This window comes from Bartonella sp. AA168HLJHH (assembly GCF_042197365.1).
Classification (GTDB): domain Bacteria; phylum Pseudomonadota; class Alphaproteobacteria; order Rhizobiales; family Rhizobiaceae; genus Bartonella.
The window spans coordinates 1-19,215 of the sequence record NZ_JBHIRS010000011.1 but is presented as its reverse complement, the minus strand read 5'-3'; the positions used below and the strand labels follow the sequence as shown (position 1 = coordinate 19,215).

Sequence of the window (19,215 nt, the reverse complement as noted above, 5' to 3'; positions counted from 1 at the left end):
TTAGCCTTTGCCTTTTAGACAAGAAAATTCAAGGGAACGTTTTCTAAAGCGGGTCATGACCTCTTCAAGGACCATACGACAGAAGTCTTTTTGAACAAAATCGACATTCACATCAAAGACAATAAGATTTTTCAAACCTTTTTGCGTGTGAATTGTCTGTATACGGATATAATCTTTAGCTGTTGTTGCTAGCCATAAATTGTGCATTTTAGCCTTTTGTATAAGGCTTTTTAAATTTTTATCTGTGAAAAAATAGTGGTCTGGATATATGTAAGTTTGCACCACATGACCGGACAATTCTTTAATAGATTTAAAAAATTTATCTGGATTGCCAATACCAGCAAATGCCAAAAATGATTTTCCTGAAACCTCATCAGAGGCACTGGCTTTAAGATGAGCACGATATAAAGGCTTTCCAGTACGCGAAACAAGAAAAGCGACATTATCAGGCGCATCGGAATGACCAATCAATAAAACACTATCCATAAAAGAAAACTGCGTTTTTAATGGTACGCGCAAAGGTCCTGCTGGAAAGACAGCTCCATTACCAAAACCGCGCATCGCATCAACAACGAGTAACGCATAATCCATATAAAGACGGCGACTTTGAAATCCGTCATCCATTAAAATAAGATTACATCCCTCTTGTTTAAGCCGTTGTGCCGCTGCATAACGATTAGGTGATACAGCTACAAAAGCATGCCGTGCAAGTAAAAGTGCCTCATCTCCAACACTATATGGAGTATCATATTTTTCATTTACAAGATGTACCCCTTTAACTGATCCACCATAACCACGAGATACAATACCAGGTACGAAACCAAGTTCTTTAGCCACTTTTGTAAAAGCAATAACAACCGGCGTTTTACCCGCACCGCCACATGTAAAATTTCCAATACACAAAACTGGCAGATCAATCACGGGAGGCTGTCTTGTCATAAAACGACTTGAAAAATAACCATACCCCCATGAAACTGGAGCTAACACAAAACGCAAAAAGCTTTTATTTTTCCACCAAAAACGAGGGGCGCTAATATGCATATCTACCCTGACGCTGACGTAAACCTGTTTGTATTACAAGGGGTTGTAAAAATGGATCTAAAATCTTTAATGTGCGCTCAAATGCACCTGCCATACCTGTCGCCACTTCATGAGCCTTATCAATCATTTCTTGCCGCAATGTTTCATTTGTTAAAAGCTTATACACCTGAATAGCAAGCTGTTTTGTATCTTGAACCATATATGCTGCATCATGCGTTAGAAATTGTTTGAACATCTCTTGAAAATTTGAAACATGGGGTCCTGTCAAAATAGCGGAACCAAGCAAAGCCAATTCCAATGGATTGTGTCCACCATTTCCACATAACGATTTACCAACGAAAGAAACTTTCGATAAGCGAAGAAAAAGTCCCATTTCTCCAATGGTATCTCCCCATAAAATATCGGTATTCATGTTTGGAACAACGTCTCTACTCCTACGAATAAAACTTAACCCCTTATTATCGCATTTTCTGATAAGATCTTCTGAACGTTCAGGATGACGAGGTACAATAATTGTTAATAAATCTGGCAAATAATTTTTAACAATTTTATGGACCTCAAAAGCAATCTCCTCTTCCCCTTCATGCGTTGAAACAGCTGCCCAAACTGGGCGATTGCCGATAGCATTACGATAACGTGCAAGCAATTCTTGATTTTCAACCAGAAAAACATCAGCCTTGAGATTACCAGAAAACGTAACAGATTTTACGCCAAGTGTATGGTAATAAGCTACATCTCTTTCGTTTTGACCAATCGCCAAATCAATATCCTTAAAAATATGTTTGGCAAGAACGCGTCGTTTTTGCCAAGCTTTAAAAGAACGTTCAGACATATGGGCATTAACCAAAATCTGCGGAATACGCATTTTTGCAAGTTCTTTAATACGAAGGGGCCAAATTTCTGATTCACAAATCAAGACGAGATCAGGCTTCCAATGACTAATAAAACGCCGCACTGCAAAATCTAAATCCAAAGGAGCATATTGATGAATCAACCTATCACCAAAATGTTTTTTCACAAGAGTAGAAGAGGTCACAGTCCCTGTTGTCATTAATACATTGATTTTCAATGATAAAATATAATTTACAAGTGGAAAAAGTGCAAGTGTTTCTCCAACACTTGCTGCATGCAACCAAACTAATGAACCTTGGGGACGTACATGAGAACTTTTACCTAAACGCTCTTTTTTGCGACACCACTCTTCTTTTCCACGAATAGCACGAAAGAACAAATAAAAAGGAATAACAGGACATAAGCAAAAACCAATTATCCGATAGCTTAAAAGAGCCGTATGTGCCTTTAATTCTACCATTTAAAATCACCTCATCCAGCTATTTTAAGATATCTATATACTTATTTTGTTAAAAAAATCATCAACGCTATTGGTTGCATCCATATTTTTTAATATCATCCATATCTTAAATAAAAAAAGCTTAATCCATGAGAAAATTCAATACATATACACATTATTTAAATCTCTTTTAATTAAATTTTGTAACTTATATCGATTTTATCACTTCATTCTGCACCCTATAAAAAATCTTACTCAAAAATAACAAAACTACATTTCAGTCGATTATAATTTTTAAAATATAAATGATAAACCTATGACATAGATTGTATCAATTTTTTCAACTCACTGAATAAATACTTCTTATGATTTTAATGAGACTTTGAATTTTGCACGTTGGTATTTTAGAGAAAAAGCTTATTTTTACATATGTTAGGTATTGTCAATTTTTCAAAAAATAACCCATATAGACATTACAACCTAATATAAATACAACAAATAAAATGTGTTTAAAAGAAAGCTCAATCTCTATTATTTCATTTCAATAAAATGAATATGTCAAACTAATCTTAAAAACTTTTGAATAGTATAGAGTTCTCATTTTAAATTGTGATATAATCTCTTAAAGGTAATCTAGAAAAATCTAATCTCGTTTAATAGAGAATTTCTTAAAAGTCTTAGAGCAATTTAAATAAGAGTTTTCAAAATTTTAAATCCTCTCTTTTCAGGAGGTCGCAATGATATATTATTCCTTTTAAGATTGTATATAATCAACACAAAATGATTAACTTATAGATTGTAGTTTTAAATGAGTACTCAAGAAATCCTTATGAGGTAAGTTAACTTCATAAATCTATTCAGTTTCTCTAAGTTTCTAATTTTGGTAAAGTTTCTAACGACTTTCATGGTTTCTAAGCTTATAGTAATAACTCGTTTAAAAAATTCCAATAGATAAGTAACGAGTGCTAATAATCTCAACAGAGTAGTAATTGCTATCATTAATAATGCTACTCTTTTTATTAATCTTAACGCATTAGTGTCTCATACCCCATTCAAAAGCAGAGTGACTATTCACAATATAATCATAAACTTCGAGTGATAGCTGTCATGATAATATTGCTGTTGTAAATAGGTTGATAGAAACTGTCTTGCATTTTTATTAAGCGTAAAGATGGTGGTGCAATAATGGATTTTATACCTTGCACGGACACTATTATGAAATGGGCTTGGGTGCTTTGGGAGATGTTTCTTAAAAAAACATATGAATTTTAAACAACAAGCATATTCTTTTTTACGGCATTCTATTTTACCCGAAGAACGTACCTATGAAAAGGACGACTAAACAAAAGCATGAAGCAATCTACAGGTTATAATGACCAAATATTCAAGCTTTATTCTGCATCGCCTAACTCAGCATCAAGAAACTGATGCAAATCTACAATGTAATAACGTTGTAATGCATTATCTACACTGCTTTGTGCTTTTGCCTGCCATGCTTCTTGAGCGGATTGATAATCTGAGAAAATACCAACCACATCTAAATCATCAGGATTCTTAAATTGATTACTGTTAAGATTTTTTAATTCCCCACCAAATACAAGATGTAAATATTGTTTTTTTTCTTTGGTTTCAGTCATATGTGCCTCCATATCATTTAGATTATCTTAGCGCGCTTTTACGTGATTAAACTAACTTTGTTTGACGAACAACATCTATCATATCTTGACAGCAATTATTTTTACCAGCAATTAAAAGTCCATACTGGTAAGGTTCAATTCCATAAGATAGTAAAGGGGCATCAAGCGATAAAAAACACCCTCCACACTCCTGCAAAATAAGATCAGCAGCGGCAATATCCCATTCATGACAATTTGGACGAACTAATACGATATCAATTTCATCTTGAGCAACAAGAACAATACGATAAGCAAGAGAAGGAAGATAATGGTAAAGACTGACTTGATTGAGAAAATCATCTGGTAATTTTTGTGCGAGCGATTTATCAAGTGAAATTTTATATTTTCGATGAACCTCAAAGGCTAAACGAGGAAGTTTTATCCCATTTAATGTTGCCCCTCCACCTGTTACAGCTGTATAAACATCTCCTTGAGCCGGACATTGTAGAACGCCCACAATAGGACGCCCATTCTCAATAATGGCAACCGAAATACACCAATAAGGATTGCCAGAAAGAAAACCACGCGTTCCATCAATAGGATCAACAACAAAAGAGCGCTCATAATAATCTTGTTTTTCTCGATTATCTTTTGTTTCTTCTGAAATCCATCCATAATTTGGACGAGCTCCAAGAAGCCTCTCTTTCAAGAAATGATCAACAGCAAAATCTGCTTCACTAACCGGGGAATTACCTTCTTTAATCCAGACATCCAACGTGCATCCAAAATACCGCATTGCTAAATCTCCTGCCTCTCGACAAACATCACGCAAAAGATTTAAATCAGAAGAATGATGCGTGTTATTTTCCTGCAAGTGTCATCCCTTCAATTAATAATGTTGGAGCAGCTGTACTATAACGCCGATCAATATCATTGGCAGGTGTTAAATGTGCTAACATATGAAGCAAATCAGAACCTAGCGTTACTTCACTTACCGGATAAGCAATTTCACCATTTTCAATCCAAAAACCGGAAGCCCCACGACTATACTGACCAGTAATAAAATCAATGCCATGACCGAATAATTCGGTCACATAAAATCCATTTCGCAAATCTTTTATCATATCGCAAGGTGATACTAAACCCGGTTCAATAGCAAAATTTGTACTGGTCGGCTGCACTAATGATGCCGAACGCATACCGTGTCCATTTGTTTTAAGTCCCAATTCACGTGCTGTAGATGATGAAAGAAGCCAATTTTTTAAAATACCATTTTCAATAATATTGAGTGTTTGCCCCTCTACCCCTTCTCCATCAAAAGGATGAGAAGCATTTCCACGTAATCGCAAAGGTTGATCGGTTACATTAACATTAGGCTTCATCACTTCCTTGCCTAGGAAATTCTGTAAAAGACTCGTTTTTCGAGCCACAGAGGCTCCATTGACCATAGATGCGATATGCCCTGCAATTCCACGAGCCGTACGCGGATTAAAAATAACATCAACGCTCCCAGTCGCCGCACGAACTGCACCCAAACGTCGAACAGCACCAAGCCCTGCATTCTTTCCCACAGTTTCTGCTGCCTCTAAATCAGAAAAATGTAAGGCTGTTGTATAATCATAATCCCGCTCCATCTGTGTTCCTTCACCTGCAAGAGCACTACAAGAACGTGAAAAACAACTTGAGCGATAGGCTCCACAAAAACCATCGCTGGTCACAAGAATAAACCCACTACGGCCATAAGCTGTTGCAGCGCCACCAGAATTGCTTACACCTTTAACATCAAGAGCTGCTGCCTCCGTTTTTAAAGCATCTTCTGTTAAAAAATGACTGCTGGGTACAAAATCATCAAAAAGATCAAGATCTTTAGGATACTTAACCAAACACTCTTTATCTGCCAAACCTTCAAATAAACTATCGGGAGAAGCTTTAGCCATCGCAACAGCACGTTCCGCAAGTTCTTGCGGATAAGATCCTAAATTAGCAGAAACACTTGCTACTTTTTTTCCAACAAAAACCCTTAGAGTAAAATCATTGCTCTCTGCTGCTTCTGTCGATTCGACTTTCCCAAAACGAACTGATACACTGGTAGAATGAGCATGAACAATAACAGCATCAGCAGCATCTGCCCCAGAACGCTTTGCTGCTTCAACCAGCGAAACAGCTTTCTCAATCTGGTTTTTGTCAGTCATTATAGACTCCCTAAAATATTTTATTATTTACATTGATAAGCATTCTGACAAATTTATATAAATCAGAATATAACTCTTGTGTATTGATTCATAAGATTATGCACATTCATGCATTCTTTTTTTTTAATGCATTAAATCATTTCCCTTTTAGCTTCTTTATGAAAAGACGTAATATGCCGTATATGCCGTAAAATCTCTTTAGTTTCAAGATTTCTCATGGGCCCTTATCATTTTAGGAGCCAAATCTCCACTGACAATCAAATCAACAGAACAATTGGCAATTAACAAAAGTCTTAGCTATAACACTTGAATTTAAGCCAAAATCCTCAAAAATTCGAAAAGCATAAAATGATCTAAATCACAGGTCTTCCTTCCTCTGGGTAGTAAAAAACTTACCTCATATCTTTCCTATAGCATTCTTTTATTTCCAAGCAAGAATCAAGAAAATGCCTTATATTTGTATACACTTCTTCGCTTCTATAAACTCTCTCATAATGAGACGGCACTCTTGTAAATGAAACAAAACTTAAACAGAGTAAAAAATATTTCCTTCCATTATGGTTTCAACAAAATGAGCAGTCATAAACTTCTTTACCCTAATGGACGTAATATCATAAAGAACTCATTTTTATATTTAAAAGTAATCAAGAAATTATCTTGTAATCTTTCAATAAAATTAACAGTTTGATTTATACTTATAATTTATTGTTTTGTAATTTGTATAAAAAGCCTAATATCATAAAATTCTCTCTGTTTCGAACCTATTCATGTTGAGTCAATCACAACTATTTGCGAGCAAATCATAAGTAAGGAGCGTATGAATGAAAACCATTTAAGAAGAAATCAAAATGTCTCTTATGAAGGTTTTAAATGCAAAAGCTATCGCAACATTAGAAACCAGCAAATATCATGACGATATGGGCCTACATCATAAGAGAAGCAATGAGCTTCTGAAACTTTCTCATTTTCAACGAAGAGAGCATCTTATAAGCTTTTATATATAAAAAATTCAATGAATTTCATAAGATTTTTAGCGCAAAATTAATCCCGTAAGATGCTTTGACACGATTTCAACAGCTAACTAAAACCAAATCATAGCTCATCAATTTGCTATATACTCATAACTGATTTCATTCTAACAAGGCTAAGAGTTCTGCACCTTTTTAAGGTATTAACTTCTTTATAAATGTACCCCCTTACAAAATGCTTTTGTTTTCAGTAAGAGCACGTCTACTCATTTCAATCATTGCATCCCGAAGATGTAACTTAATTTTTGATCCAATAATCATTCCAAATAAAGGAGCAAGTAAACCAGACATGATTACAGTATGACGAATTTTGTTATTTGAAGAACCAGTTTTTGTTGAACAAATATATTCATGATTAAAACTCATACGTGTAAAAGGAAGTTTAGCATAATCAGAAAAACAAACATTTTTTATAACTTTATCAAGCGTAAAAGTTACTGTAGGTCCCTTTTTAGGTTTCATGCGTCCTATAGCGCCTTCTTTGAAAGGACCAGAAAGTTCTACCCACTCAAGTTCACTATCCCAGCAAGGCCATGATGCCACATCTTCCCATATAGCCCAAATTTGCTCAGCACTTGCTTCTGTACTAATCTCTTCACTATATATCCAATTAAACACGATAATCTCCCCTTTTTTACAAATTACTTATCTTTAGTGATAAAGAGTATTATAAAAAAGTACCCTTAAAGCTGCACAACGATAAAATACTTAATACTCTCAGATTTACTTAATATGTAATGATTAAATCAACAAGGGATACTACTAAACTAAACAGACAAATACTCAGGATAAATGAACAATATTTTCAATACTAAACAAAATATCTTTTTTAAATTTATACAATAACAAAAATAGAAGTTACGCATCATATAAGATATAAATGCAAACTGCACAGCTTAAAGCTTTCAACTGCTGATGAAATGTGATGATTAAGGTATAGCAGAAAAAAATTAAACAAAAAAGATCATAACTATTATCGAGGAATATATATCCTATTGGAGAAAAAACATCCTTCTGTAGTAAAGCTAATAAAAATTCATCAATTCCTTTAACATTAGAATCTTTTATTGATTTTCTACTTGACCTTTTAAAAACCATATAAAATGAAGAAAACTGTGTAAAAGCATTTTTTCATCCTATCGGATAAAAACAAGAACTTTCTCAAGATGTAAGCGATCGTAATTTATAGAGACGTATTGCTGTCTCACCATAAAAACGCTCATCGTCTAGATAAAAGACGTTAGGTAAATAAATCATTGTATCTTTCTTTTCTTCAAGTATGAAGAGTGTATCAGCTTTTGCCCACCCTCCTCGCAAAGCTTCTACAAAAGCACGTTCACCTAAACAACGGCTATACGGAGGATCAGCGCAAATAACATCAAATGGCAGCATTGTGCCAATATTGCCAAGTTTGGTCGCATCACGACGCAAAATCCGTCCTATCGACTGTAATTCAAAGGCTTCTATATTTTTTTGAATTACCCCACGCCCCTCAACCGAGTTTTCAACAAAAACAGCAGCCTTTGCTCCACGTGAAAGTGCTTCGATGCCTAAAGCACCAGTCCCAGCAAAAAGATCAAGAATGCGTTTATTGGTCCAAAATTGTTCTTCACGGCTAGAAAGAATATTAAAAAGGCTTTCACGTGTACGATCACTCGTTGGGCGAATCGACTGATTAACAGGCGAAAACAAAATACGCCCAGCAAATTTACCGCCTATGATCCGCACGTGGACCTCCAAATCGCTTCGAAGTTTTTGCACCGTCCCTATGTGGTTTAGATTTTTTCATAGCACCACCAAACGATTTTACCTTTTTCTTTCTCTCAAAAGAATGCTCATCATGACCACCTTTTATCATTTTCTCTTTATCCTTTAAAAAGCGATCTTTCTTACCAAAGGGATGCGTCTCTTCATAAGATATTTTGCCATGTTTTTGAACAAAACTTTCCCTCTTCTCTTTGTATGACGGATTTTCTTTTAGTTTTTCCTTGCTTCGATGAAATGATTTTCTACCATCCAAATCGCTCTTATGACCATGCGATTTCTCCTCACTATAAGAAGGCTTTCTACGTGCACTTTGCGGACGTGCACCAGGAGCCATCCAAACATTAGCACGGCGAGAACGCGGTAGAAAACGCTCTGCTTTTCCTTCTTCACTTTTCTCCTTCTTTACATTCTCATGAGACTTTGTACTTAATCGTGCGCGACTATGTTCAACAGAACCATCTCTTGGTCGGCGTCGTATTGCCCTTTCACTTGAGAAAACCCAACCATCATTTGCAATAGAAAGATCTTTCTGGCTTTGCTTTTCTGCAACAACTGCAGAATTTGAAAATGGCTTAAGAATAGGAGCATCAAAATCTGCATTGGCTTGCATAATCAAACGCTCCCCCAACTGATCTCGTAACATCCGCCCTTTTAATTCTTGCACGGCTCCTTCTTCTAAATCAGAGAGATGAAATGGACCATAAGATACACGTATTAATCGATTAACTGATAATCCCAATGCCCCTAAAACATTCTTTATTTCACGATTTTTTCCTTCTCGCAAAGCGACAGAAAGCCATAAATTCGACCCTTGTTCGCGTTCAATTGATGCTTCAATCGAACCATAAAAAATACCATTAATCGCAATACCATTTTTAAGGTTATCCAACGCGCTCTGCCTTACTCTTCCATGAGCACGTACACGATATTTGCGGACCCACCCCGTTACAGGAAGCTCTAATACACGCGCTAAGCCACCATCATTGGTTAAAAGCAAAAGCCCTTCCGTGTTAATGTCAAGCCTTCCAACAGAAAGAACACGCGGCATTCCTTTTGGTAAATTACTAAATACTGTAGGTCTGCCTTCAGGATCACGGTTCGTGGTGACAAGACCTGCTGGCTTATGGTAAAGCCATAAACGCGTTCGTTCTATAGGAGGTAAAGGTTTGCCATCAACTTTAATAACATCAGAGCGGCTAACATTAAAAGCAGGCGTTGTCACGACTTTACCATTCACAGAAATACGACCTGCAACAATCATCATTTCTGCATCTCGACGCGAAGCAATACCAGCACGCGCTAACCTTTTAGCAATTCGTTCACTCTCATTATTTTCATTCATTTGCGTTTCAAACCAATCTTTGCAAGTATGTTCAGAAAATTATTCACATGCACCATACCGCTTATCCTGAAAAATGAAGTAGCATAATCATTTATCATTTTCTATACTTTAACGACAATAATATATCTGCCGACTTGCAAGTTTGTTTTAAACTCTTAAAAAAATAGAGGTCTTCTTTTCATTATAAAAGCATAATAAATTATTCATTCCATAGCATTCCTTATCGAGATAACCTTTAGATTTTCTATACCTTCAGTAGAAAGAATATTATGACTTTGACGCCCATGGAAATAGCCCTTTTAGAAGCACAAGAGGCTGCAAAAACAGATGAAGTTCCCGTAGGTGCTGTCATTACACGTGGAAAAGCTATCATTGCACGCGCTGGTAACTTTATAAAATCTGCATATGACCCTACAGGACACGCAGAAATACGCGCAATCCGTATGGCTTGCAAAACATTGCAAAGCGAAAGGCTTCCTGATTGCGATCTTTATGTAACACTTGAGCCTTGTGCTATGTGTGCCGCTGCCATTTCATTTGCACGCATACGACGTCTCTATTACGCAACAAATGATCCCAAAGGGGGTGCTATAGAGAATGGTCCACGTTTTTATCAGCAACCAACCTGTCATCACAAACCTGAGATTTATTCTGGTTTTAAAGAAAAAGAAGCTGCTCAATTACTTAAAGATTTTTTTGTACAAAAGCGATACTAAAAACAATTCTTCTTCCATAACTTTCACTCTTTAAAACTATCCTACTTCTCAAAAAAGACTGTTAATTCTTTTGCCATATATATAGCAAAAGCTATTTCGAAGCATTTTTTCTCTCTTTTAATTCTGCATATTGTTTCTATTAGATGATACATTCATTCAAAAGAATAATTCATTATTTTGTATATAAAATATAAAGTCCAAAATATCGTAGACATACTCTCATTTCAAATTACATTGAAACAGTAAAAATCACTTTCTTGCACATCATAAGCGGAATTATCGTCTGGATAAAGAACATTTTAGAAAAGACTAAAAATGTCTCTTATGAAAGCTCTCAAATGCAAGAATTATCGCAACATTGGAGTTTGAAAAATAAAATGATAGTATCAGTTTCCTCCTTCCTAAGCATAAAGATATTGGAGCACAATAGATTTTACGTTATACTATCCACATGAGCGATGTTGTAAAATGAGCTTGAGAAATGTTTCGTGTTAGGAAACGCATAAGGACTCTCTCGATGCTGTTGTCATATTGCTATTTCATGAGAATAACACCCCTCCTACAGCAGCATTATAACTGCGCGCGAATGAGAGCTTGGTATCATAAGTAATTAGAAAAATTCTTTACTTTAAATATTTTGTCTTTCCCCTATCGACCAATAGGTGCGGTTTTTGCCGGTTGGCGATAACTTAAAGGTGGTTCAGTGAGATAGCGACGGTATTTTGAACTTCCAACTTGTGCTCTCTGACGACGTAAATATTCCTGTCGTTGCTTCGCATTCAACTGTGAAGGATTTTCTGAACCAGCGCCATTAACTGACGATCCTTTGTGAGGAAAAGGAGTATTTCCTTGGTGATTCTTCGATGCTGCCATTTCATTGACAGATCTATCTTGTTGTGGTACCGGCAAAAATCTGCGTGAACTAGGGCTTGGTATTACAAGTTTTGGATGAGGTTTCATAACAATTTGGCTGCTATTATTTTTTGGTGTTAATGAAGTAATATTAGCAACATCTTCAAAAAACTGTATCGAAACCGGTTTATTGGTACCATAGGTAGGAGCGGATAAATCGCATCCCGTTAAAACAAAGCACATCCCTAAAATTCCTATTGGAAATATTTTTATTTCACGTTTTCTCACTGCCTATTCCATTTCCTAAGTATATGGCTGATTAATATTCCCGTTATTTATGAGAGAACGGTCCATACACAAATTTCCCCCCTGCAGACAAAATAACGGAATTTACTTTGTACCACAAAAAACTATATTCATCAATATGAGAAATATACTTGCATTTCTTTCCTTTGATTTAAAATTTTAAATCTTACCAAGAATCTGTAGTTCCCGCAAAGCAGCTGCATCACGAGCAGATACATCCGGATAAGCTAAATCACTCCCAACATCTTGTGTATAACGCCATGATCGAGCACATTTTTTTCCTAATGCCCTCTTTGGATATACACCAACACCTTCAACATCATTCAAAGTAAAAGCATCGGAAGGTATCGTGTCCTGCGTAATTGTGAGTGCACTGGTAATACAGATCTCCGCCATATCCACATTTTCTAATGCCTCTCGTAAAACCAGATTGGAAATAAAAACAATAGGCGCAGCTTCCAAAGAGGATCCAATACGCTTATTAGCACGTTCAAGCTCTAAAGCACCTGTTACAACTTTACGGACCTGCCGAATCTTTTTCCAACGCTCAGCCAAAGATTGGTTTTGCCATTCTGCTGGTACAGAGCGAAATTGTTCGAAATGCACTGATTGGCTTTCTGGATAACGCTCTAACCAAGCTTCCTCCATCGTAAAAGGTAACATTGGAGCAAGCCATGTTACCATACGCTCAAAAATCTCACGGACAACCTGCAAGGAAGCCTTGCGTTTTTTTGATGAAGGTGCATCACAATAAAGAGAATCCTTGCGGATATCAAAATAAAATGCCGATAACTCAATGATTGAAAAATCCAATAATGCACGCATAATCTTTTTAAAATCAAATTCATCGTAAGCGCGATTAATCAACTGATCAAGTTCAAAAAGTCTATGCAATATAAATTTTTCAAGATCCGGCAGTGCACCATAAGATACTTCTTCTCCATCATCATGTGCTAAAGTTCCTAGCATCCAACGAATTGCATTGCGTAGTTTACGATATGAATCCACATTTGTTTGAAGTATTTTTTTGCCTAAACGCTGATCTTCCCAATAATCGGTTGTCATAACCCAGAGACGAAAAATATCAGCTCCAGATGTTTTAATGATTTCTTGCGGAACAACCGTATTGCCTAAAGATTTAGACATTTTCTTACCATTCTCATCCAAAGTAAAACCGTGTGTGATCACGGACTTATAGGGAGAACAAGCACGCGTACCACAGCTTTCCAAAAGAGAAGATTGGAACCATCCGCGATGTTGATCTGAACCTTCAAAATAAACATCAGCAGGCCATTTCAAATCAGCCCGATCTTCTAACACAAAGCTATGGCTTGCTCCAGAATCAAACCAAACATCCAAAATATCATAAACCTGTACCCAAGGCTCATGTGCACGCTCACCTAAAAAACGTTCACGTGCTCCTTCAGCAAACCATGCATCTGCCCCTTCTGCTTCAAAAGCCCGTAAAATACGCTCGTTCACACCTTCATCTTTTAGAATAACACCATCCTCATTCGCAAAAATACAAATAGGAACACCCCAAGAACGCTGACGAGAAAGAACCCAATCAGGACGATCTTCTATCATAGAAGCTAGGCGGTTTTGTCCAGAAGGCGGCACAAAACGCGTTTTTGAAACAGCTTCCAAAGCCCGACTACGTAAAGTTGAACCATCCCCAAAATCTTTATCCATTGAAATAAACCATTGTGGTGTATTGCGAAAAATAACGGGTTTTTTTGAACGCCAACTATGGGGATAGGAATGCTTTAAACGCCCCCGTGCAAACAATCGATCTGCTTTAATTAAAGCGTTAATGACCTCTTTATTGGCATCACCCATTTTTCCATTATCATCAATAACACGTGCAGGTCCTCCTTCACGATCTGGTCCTAAACCTGGAACATCTTTCGTATAGAACCCTGCATCATCAACAGGAAACGGTATAGATGAATCAATCCCCGCTTGTTCCAGTAAGGACTTATAATCATTCCAAATTTCAAAGTCCTCACGCCCATGGCTTGGTGCTGTATGGACAAAACCTGTACCAGCACTCTCTGTTACGTGCGAACCATCAAGCAATGGAATTTTAAAGTTATACCCCCCAGCCAAACCTTTGAGTGGATGAGAAAGAACAAGAGCTTTCAACTCTTCAGAAGAAATAACACGCAAACGCTTCAAAACAAGTTTGGCTTTTTCTCCACAACTCATCGCTAAAGGATCTGCAAAGAGAAGCTTTTCTCCCACTTGAGGACCAAAATCATTTTCAGCACTTTCAACTTCGTAAATACTATAAGAAATTTGCGAAGAATAACTCACTGCACGATTGCTTGGAATTGTCCACGGTGTTGTTGTCCAAATGACGACATGAGCACCATATAAATCATCAGAATTTGCTTCAAAAACAGGAAACTTAACCCAAAGCACCTCTGATTCATGATCATGATATTCAATCTCAGCCTCTGCCAAAGCCGTACGTTCCACAACAGACCACATCACTGGCTTGGAACCACGATAAATCTGATCTGACATAGCAAATTTTATCAATTCACTGGCAATGCGTGCTTCTGCATGAAAAGCCATTGTAGTATAAGGCGTGTTAAAATCTCCCACGACACCAAGGCGTTTAAATTCTTCACTTTGAATAGTTACCCAATGCTGTGCAAATTCACGGCATTCTTGACGAAACTCGTTAAGAGGTACCTCATCCTTATTTTTTCCTTGTGCTCGATATTTTTCTTCAATTTTCCATTCAATTGGAAGCCCATGGCAATCCCAACCAGGTACATAATTTGCATTAAAACCGCGCATTTGGAATGAACGGACAACCACATCCTTTAGAACTTTGTTTAAGGCATGCCCAATATGAATATGACCATTTGCATAAGGCGGACCATCATGAAGAATATAAAATGGACGATCTTTTGCTTGTTGGCGCAATTGCGCATAAAGCCCCATATCTTCCCAACGCGCCATCAATTCAAGCTCTTTTTGCGGAAGCCCTGCACGCATAGGAAAATTTGTCTGTGGGAGATAAAGAGTTTTTGAATAATCTATTGTTTCATTTTTCACAGTCATTGTGAAATATTCCTGTCCACTTTTACGATTTCATTTTTGCATAACTTCCCTGAACCCTGCAACTCTGGTTTTTATCTATAGGGAAAGCCGAGCTTATCATTCGTATTAAGCAGCGATCAGGAAAATATATCATCACAATCTATGGGCTTTATCATGAAATTCACAAGAAAAGAAATCAAAAATTGATCTTTTAAAAAATAAAGGCTCCACTAATAGTGGAGCCTTTTAGAAATTTACTCTTTTAAAAATTAGAATTTATAAGCTACACCAACACGGAAATCATTGGTTTTGTAGTTAACTTCAAGTTTTTCCTTTGCAAATTTCTTTTTACCAAAATCAGAGTAACGATATTCTGCACGTACAATCACATTATCCAAAAGCGAGAAATCAACGCCACCACCAAGTGTGTAACCAATCATGGTTTTTGTTTCATCAGCTAAGTTCTTAGAAGAAACGACTCTTCCATCCTCATCCTTAACAGATATTGATACAGTGTCTTGGAATTGCCCATAAGCAATACCACCAGCAAGATAAGGCATAAAGCGATCAGCAGCAAAACCAATACGTACCCGTGTAGCACCACCCCAATTTTGCTTGAAAGTATGACTTAAAGTTTCAACTGCATCCTCTTGATCAAGACCAAGTTCAGAAGCCATCTTTTTTATTTGTTCTATACCATATACACTGGAAGCGTTCTTATCCACCGCTTGTGTACTTTGTGCACCGTGTCCAGCCATATTCTGTCCACCATGAGAACGAGAAACATGTGGATTAGTACCATTCGGATGAGCACCAGAGCTATGCCCACCTGCATGAGGTGCACCATGCGAATTAGCATTTCCGCTACCATGGGAAGAACTATGATGACCTCCCTGTTGGGCTCCGCTTGTTCCATTAGAAGCTTTTGTCTCTGAACCAGAGGATGATCCTGATCTCGCAAGTACAAGTGGTCCGCTCGGTACTGTTTTTTCTGCTGATGGTTGTACCAATGTAGGTGCTTTTGCTGCTGGCTGTACTGCTGGTGTGGTTACAGTAGGTTTTACTGGTGCAGGCACTACTGATACAGTAGCTGATCGCGATGCTGACTGCACTGATGTTCCTGCTCCTGTTGTAAGGGATGTCGATTTAGGTGCAGCTGATTGTGATCCACCTACCGATGCCCCTCCTGTATCTGATCTTCCTGATGAGGACGATGGCAATTGCACTGATTTTGTCCCTGCACTGGAGAGTGTTAGTTTAGATGTATCAGCTGCTTGTATTCTCTCGCTTAACACTGTCGTTGTAGTCGTTCCTGCTTGTGGTTTTGTTACTTGATTAGCGGAAACTGCTTGTACTCCTAACGATTCAGATGTTAACGTTTTTGATGGTAGAGATGACACTACTGGCGTTTTTGTTGAATTAACATCGCCTGTTTGTTTGGATTGCACTGCTTCTGAAGCTGCTGGTGTAGGGTTTCCTGACGCAGATCCTGTTGCTGGCGTCCCTACTACTGCAGCTCCTGCACCAGCAGGTGTTCCTGCACCTGCAGATCCTCCTGAAGCGGATTTTGCTGCTTGCGTTTGTGCCTGTGTTCCTATTGCTTCTTGTGTTGGTTGAGGCGTTGATAGGCTTGCGGATCTGCGGGATCTTACGACTGCATTTTCTACTGTAGTGTTATCAGCCGCTCCTATGGTAATGGTCTTTGTGTGTTTTTTTCCAGATACCATTAAATCCGTATCGATGCCAAAAATAAAGTTATCACCGAGATCAATATTAGAACCTGCATAAAAACCACCTACAAAACCTGAAAGTTTAGGAGAGAACTCTTTATCTAGTGGTAAACTCTTTTCTTGACCAACAAGAGCCATATCAGCTTTGCTCGAAAAACCACCAGCTTGGACACCTAAATAAAGACCTGTCCATGAAAAAGTAGGTGCAACAATGGTAGAAGCAGTCGATGATGCTGGCTGATGAGGAATCATAACATCAGCAGCTAGTGCTGTAGACGCTGAAATTAAAGAAAAAATAGACGCTGTTATTAAACGTTTTGTATTCATAAAATCTCTCCAAATATCCAAAATGAAATTCATATAGAGCATCTTTTCTGAAATATCTGTAGCAAAAATGACACACTCACAAAAAAATAAAGAATTTTTGCAAATAAGGCTTCTTAAACTTTTAATTTTGCATTCAATAAGAATTTGTAAACTAAATCACACTAAAATTATGTGTATTAAAGTTGGATTCATTTTCATTAAAGTTTCGCATAACTGTTAATGATAATATTCTTTATAAATTTCTTTTACCAAAATCTAAATAACAGTATTCTGCATACAATAAACTATTATCTGTTATTGCAAAATCAATACCAGCGCAAACAGTGAAATCAAATATGGCCTTTTTTAAAACCAAGCGCCATCAAAGTTTCATCTATTTACCAGCATGATCTACTTTTAGTACTTTAGCAATAGTATTTTGTATCTAAAATTCAGAAAAACAAAGAAATTATTCAAACACTCGCAAAAAAACTTTTAGATTCTTTGCATAAACATCTTCATCCTGCTACATCACATTGATTTATAAAGATAACTTATTGTTTTCATGTTGAATGAAAAAACTAATTCTGTAGGATTCTATCATTTAAAATCTGTTCCATGTTGTATTAATTAAAATCACTTGCTTGCACGTTACAAGCGAAATTTTCGTAAGGACGGACAAGGCTTTCTCTGCTGAAGCAAGACTTAAGGCTGGCATTCAAGTTGTTCTGAATGTTTTTTACAATAAGGGCTATTTAAGCGTCTCTCAACACTTCGCTGAGGCGTGATAGCACTAGGACGACATATGGGAAGGTTGTCTGATTTATGGTTCTCACACCAATCTTGTATTGTAAAGCTAGGGCGAAAACCTGATTGCGCCATACACATTTCAATACTGGCAAATTGATTCAAATCTAGCGCCACAACCTTATTAAGGTCCGGTACTCCACATTCTAAAAGTATTTTATTTCTCCATAATGCTGGAGAAAGTGAGGGAATTGAGTTAACACATCCAGTGATACTTAACAGAGCTATACAACTCAATAGTTTTAAGATTTTCTTCATTCTTCCCCTCTTTCAATGGATTTATTTACAATAAACAGCTCATAAGCTTGTTGATATTTTCTGTCACCGCTGTTTAAACAACGGTGAACAATATTGAAATGGTTGCTTGAGGAAACAATCCCGCACAGGCATGTAAAAACGTGAGTGTGGGGATTGTCGGTCATCACAAACAAAACTTAAGGTTTGCATTCAGGTTGTACTGGACTTCTTTTACAAAAAGGGCTGTTTAAGCGCTTTTCGACACTTCTCTTCGGGATGACAGCACCAGGCTGACAAATGGGAAGGTCTCTACCGTTAAAAGGAGAACACCAGCTAGCTCTCCCTTTATAATGGAATCCTGCTTGGATCATGCAAGCATCAATCGTTGCATTCTCATTGTTGCTTAACTTTTGAACTTCATCCTCAAGATAATTAAGGTGTGGCAAACCACACTCTAGCAATGCTTTTCCTACCTCCGTAGAATCTGCTCCTAGCTTCTCCCACACAGCCGTCTCTCCTCGAGGAGGTTTATCAATGTTTTCAATATCACATCCAGTAACCGTTAACAGAATGAGCAGGCTTAATAAATTAAACAACATTTTCATTTTTTGTTCCCTGTTCTCGTTGAATGAAGTTTGTTAAAACCAAATGAACCATAATTCCATCTACACGCATCACTCGCATCAGCATAACAATTATGGGGGCTCGGGTTAAGGCCCAAGACCGCTCTCCCCATCTCTCTGATTGGATTAGTTGCTATAGTAAATAAACTGTTTGCTGCAAATATCGTCATATAAAAAGGATTTTTTATACCTTTCTCCAAAAGTGAAAAATCTAGATTTAAAGGTGCCTTATAAGCCGTAGGCCAATTGTAACCAATCACTGTACTAATGGGGTCTAACATATGACCTTGTATGTAGATATAATTTT

General features: G+C 37.1%; 14 protein-coding genes and 1 pseudogene. 1 reads left to right on the top strand and 14 read right to left on the bottom strand.

Features of this window, described 5'->3' with window-relative positions; all coding sequences use genetic code 11:
- The 8 genes from lpxK to ACFINM_RS07135 all read right to left on the bottom strand — a co-directional run bounded on the left by lpxK (position 1) and on the right by ACFINM_RS07135 (position 10,277).
- On the bottom strand, positions 1-1,041 hold the full coding sequence (gene lpxK, locus ACFINM_RS07170) for a tetraacyldisaccharide 4'-kinase (protein ID WP_375640981.1): 1,041 nt from the start codon (positions 1,039-1,041) through the stop codon (positions 1-3).
- Positions 1,031-2,353, bottom strand: coding sequence for a lipid IV(A) 3-deoxy-D-manno-octulosonic acid transferase (waaA, locus tag ACFINM_RS07165; RefSeq protein ID WP_375640980.1), 1,323 nt, complete (start codon positions 2,351-2,353; stop codon positions 1,031-1,033). The genes lpxK and waaA overlap by 11 nt, the downstream gene beginning before the upstream one ends.
- A gap of 1,370 nt (positions 2,354-3,723) precedes the next feature.
- Positions 3,724-3,969: a DUF4170 domain-containing protein gene (locus ACFINM_RS07160; RefSeq protein WP_375621070.1), complete on the bottom strand. Its 246-nt coding sequence runs from the start codon at positions 3,967-3,969 to the stop codon at positions 3,724-3,726.
- A gap of 46 nt (positions 3,970-4,015) precedes the next feature.
- Positions 4,016-4,822 (bottom strand): 3'(2'),5'-bisphosphate nucleotidase CysQ, encoded by an 807-nt coding sequence (locus ACFINM_RS07155; protein ID WP_375612376.1) that lies wholly within the window; start codon positions 4,820-4,822, stop codon positions 4,016-4,018.
- Positions 4,809-6,140 (bottom strand): TldD/PmbA family protein, encoded by a 1,332-nt coding sequence (locus ACFINM_RS07150; RefSeq protein WP_375612375.1) that lies wholly within the window; start codon positions 6,138-6,140, stop codon positions 4,809-4,811. Before ACFINM_RS07150 ends, ACFINM_RS07155 begins: the two co-directional genes overlap by 14 nt.
- 1,196 nt (positions 6,141-7,336) lie before the next feature.
- Complete coding sequence (locus ACFINM_RS07145; protein ID WP_375621073.1) at positions 7,337-7,786, bottom strand: hypothetical protein; 450 nt, start codon at positions 7,784-7,786, stop codon at positions 7,337-7,339.
- Positions 7,787-8,329: 543 nt separating this feature from the next.
- The gene (gene rsmD, locus ACFINM_RS07140) at positions 8,330-8,896 is read right to left on the bottom strand and encodes a 16S rRNA (guanine(966)-N(2))-methyltransferase RsmD (RefSeq protein WP_375640979.1); all 567 of its coding nucleotides are present in this window, start codon (positions 8,894-8,896) and stop codon (positions 8,330-8,332) included.
- On the bottom strand, positions 8,877-10,277 hold the full coding sequence (locus ACFINM_RS07135; RefSeq protein WP_375640978.1) for a pseudouridine synthase: 1,401 nt from the start codon (positions 10,275-10,277) through the stop codon (positions 8,877-8,879). The genes rsmD and ACFINM_RS07135 overlap by 20 nt, the downstream gene beginning before the upstream one ends.
- A 269-nt stretch (positions 10,278-10,546) precedes the next feature.
- Between ACFINM_RS07135 and ACFINM_RS07130 the strand changes: the two genes are divergently transcribed.
- On the top strand, positions 10,547-10,993 hold the full coding sequence (locus ACFINM_RS07130; protein WP_375621076.1) for a nucleoside deaminase: 447 nt from the start codon (positions 10,547-10,549) through the stop codon (positions 10,991-10,993).
- Between the two features lie 648 nt (positions 10,994-11,641).
- Here the strand turns inward: ACFINM_RS07130 and ACFINM_RS07125 are convergent.
- From ACFINM_RS07125 to ACFINM_RS07100, 6 genes and pseudogenes are all read right to left on the bottom strand, one after another.
- Positions 11,642-12,133 carry a hypothetical protein gene (locus ACFINM_RS07125; RefSeq protein ID WP_375621077.1) on the bottom strand — a complete coding sequence of 164 codons (492 nt, stop codon included), beginning with the start codon at positions 12,131-12,133 and terminating at the stop codon, positions 11,642-11,644.
- 177 nt (positions 12,134-12,310) lie between these two features.
- Positions 12,311-15,226 (bottom strand): isoleucine--tRNA ligase, encoded by a 2,916-nt coding sequence (gene ileS, locus ACFINM_RS07120; RefSeq protein WP_375621078.1) that lies wholly within the window; start codon positions 15,224-15,226, stop codon positions 12,311-12,313.
- Between the two features lie 248 nt (positions 15,227-15,474).
- The gene (locus ACFINM_RS07115; protein WP_375640977.1) at positions 15,475-17,262 is read right to left on the bottom strand and encodes a porin; all 1,788 of its coding nucleotides are present in this window, start codon (positions 17,260-17,262) and stop codon (positions 15,475-15,477) included.
- 684 nt (positions 17,263-17,946) lie between these two features.
- Positions 17,947-18,306, bottom strand: a complete 360-nt coding sequence (locus ACFINM_RS07110) for a hypothetical protein (protein WP_375640976.1) — start codon at positions 18,304-18,306, stop codon at positions 17,947-17,949.
- A 176-nt stretch (positions 18,307-18,482) separates the two neighbouring features.
- On the bottom strand, positions 18,483-18,890 hold the full coding sequence (locus ACFINM_RS07105) for a hypothetical protein (RefSeq protein ID WP_375640975.1): 408 nt from the start codon (positions 18,888-18,890) through the stop codon (positions 18,483-18,485).
- Positions 18,887-19,215, bottom strand: a pseudogene (locus ACFINM_RS07100) (hypothetical protein); the annotation flags it as partial. The pseudogene ACFINM_RS07100 and the gene ACFINM_RS07105, both read right to left, overlap by 4 nt.

Coding starts and splice junctions, on each gene's coding strand:
- lpxK (WP_375640981.1), bottom strand. CDS start 1,041: ATGCATATTAGCGCCCCTCGTTTTTGGTGGAAAAATAAAAGCTTTTTG.
- waaA (WP_375640980.1), bottom strand. CDS start 2,353: ATGGTAGAATTAAAGGCACATACGGCTCTTTTAAGCTATCGGATAATT.
- ACFINM_RS07160 (WP_375621070.1), bottom strand. CDS start 3,969: ATGACTGAAACCAAAGAAAAAAAACAATATTTACATCTTGTATTTGGT.
- ACFINM_RS07150 (WP_375612375.1), bottom strand. CDS start 6,140: ATGACTGACAAAAACCAGATTGAGAAAGCTGTTTCGCTGGTTGAAGCA.
- ACFINM_RS07135 (WP_375640978.1), bottom strand. CDS start 10,277: ATGAATGAAAATAATGAGAGTGAACGAATTGCTAAAAGGTTAGCGCGT.
- ACFINM_RS07130 (WP_375621076.1), top strand. CDS start 10,547: ATGACTTTGACGCCCATGGAAATAGCCCTTTTAGAAGCACAAGAGGCT.
- ileS (WP_375621078.1), bottom strand. CDS start 15,226: ATGACTGTGAAAAATGAAACAATAGATTATTCAAAAACTCTTTATCTC.
- ACFINM_RS07115 (WP_375640977.1), bottom strand. CDS start 17,262: ATGAATACAAAACGTTTAATAACAGCGTCTATTTTTTCTTTAATTTCA.
- ACFINM_RS07110 (WP_375640976.1), bottom strand. CDS start 18,306: ATGAAGAAAATCTTAAAACTATTGAGTTGTATAGCTCTGTTAAGTATC.
- ACFINM_RS07105 (WP_375640975.1), bottom strand. CDS start 18,890: ATGAAAATGTTGTTTAATTTATTAAGCCTGCTCATTCTGTTAACGGTT.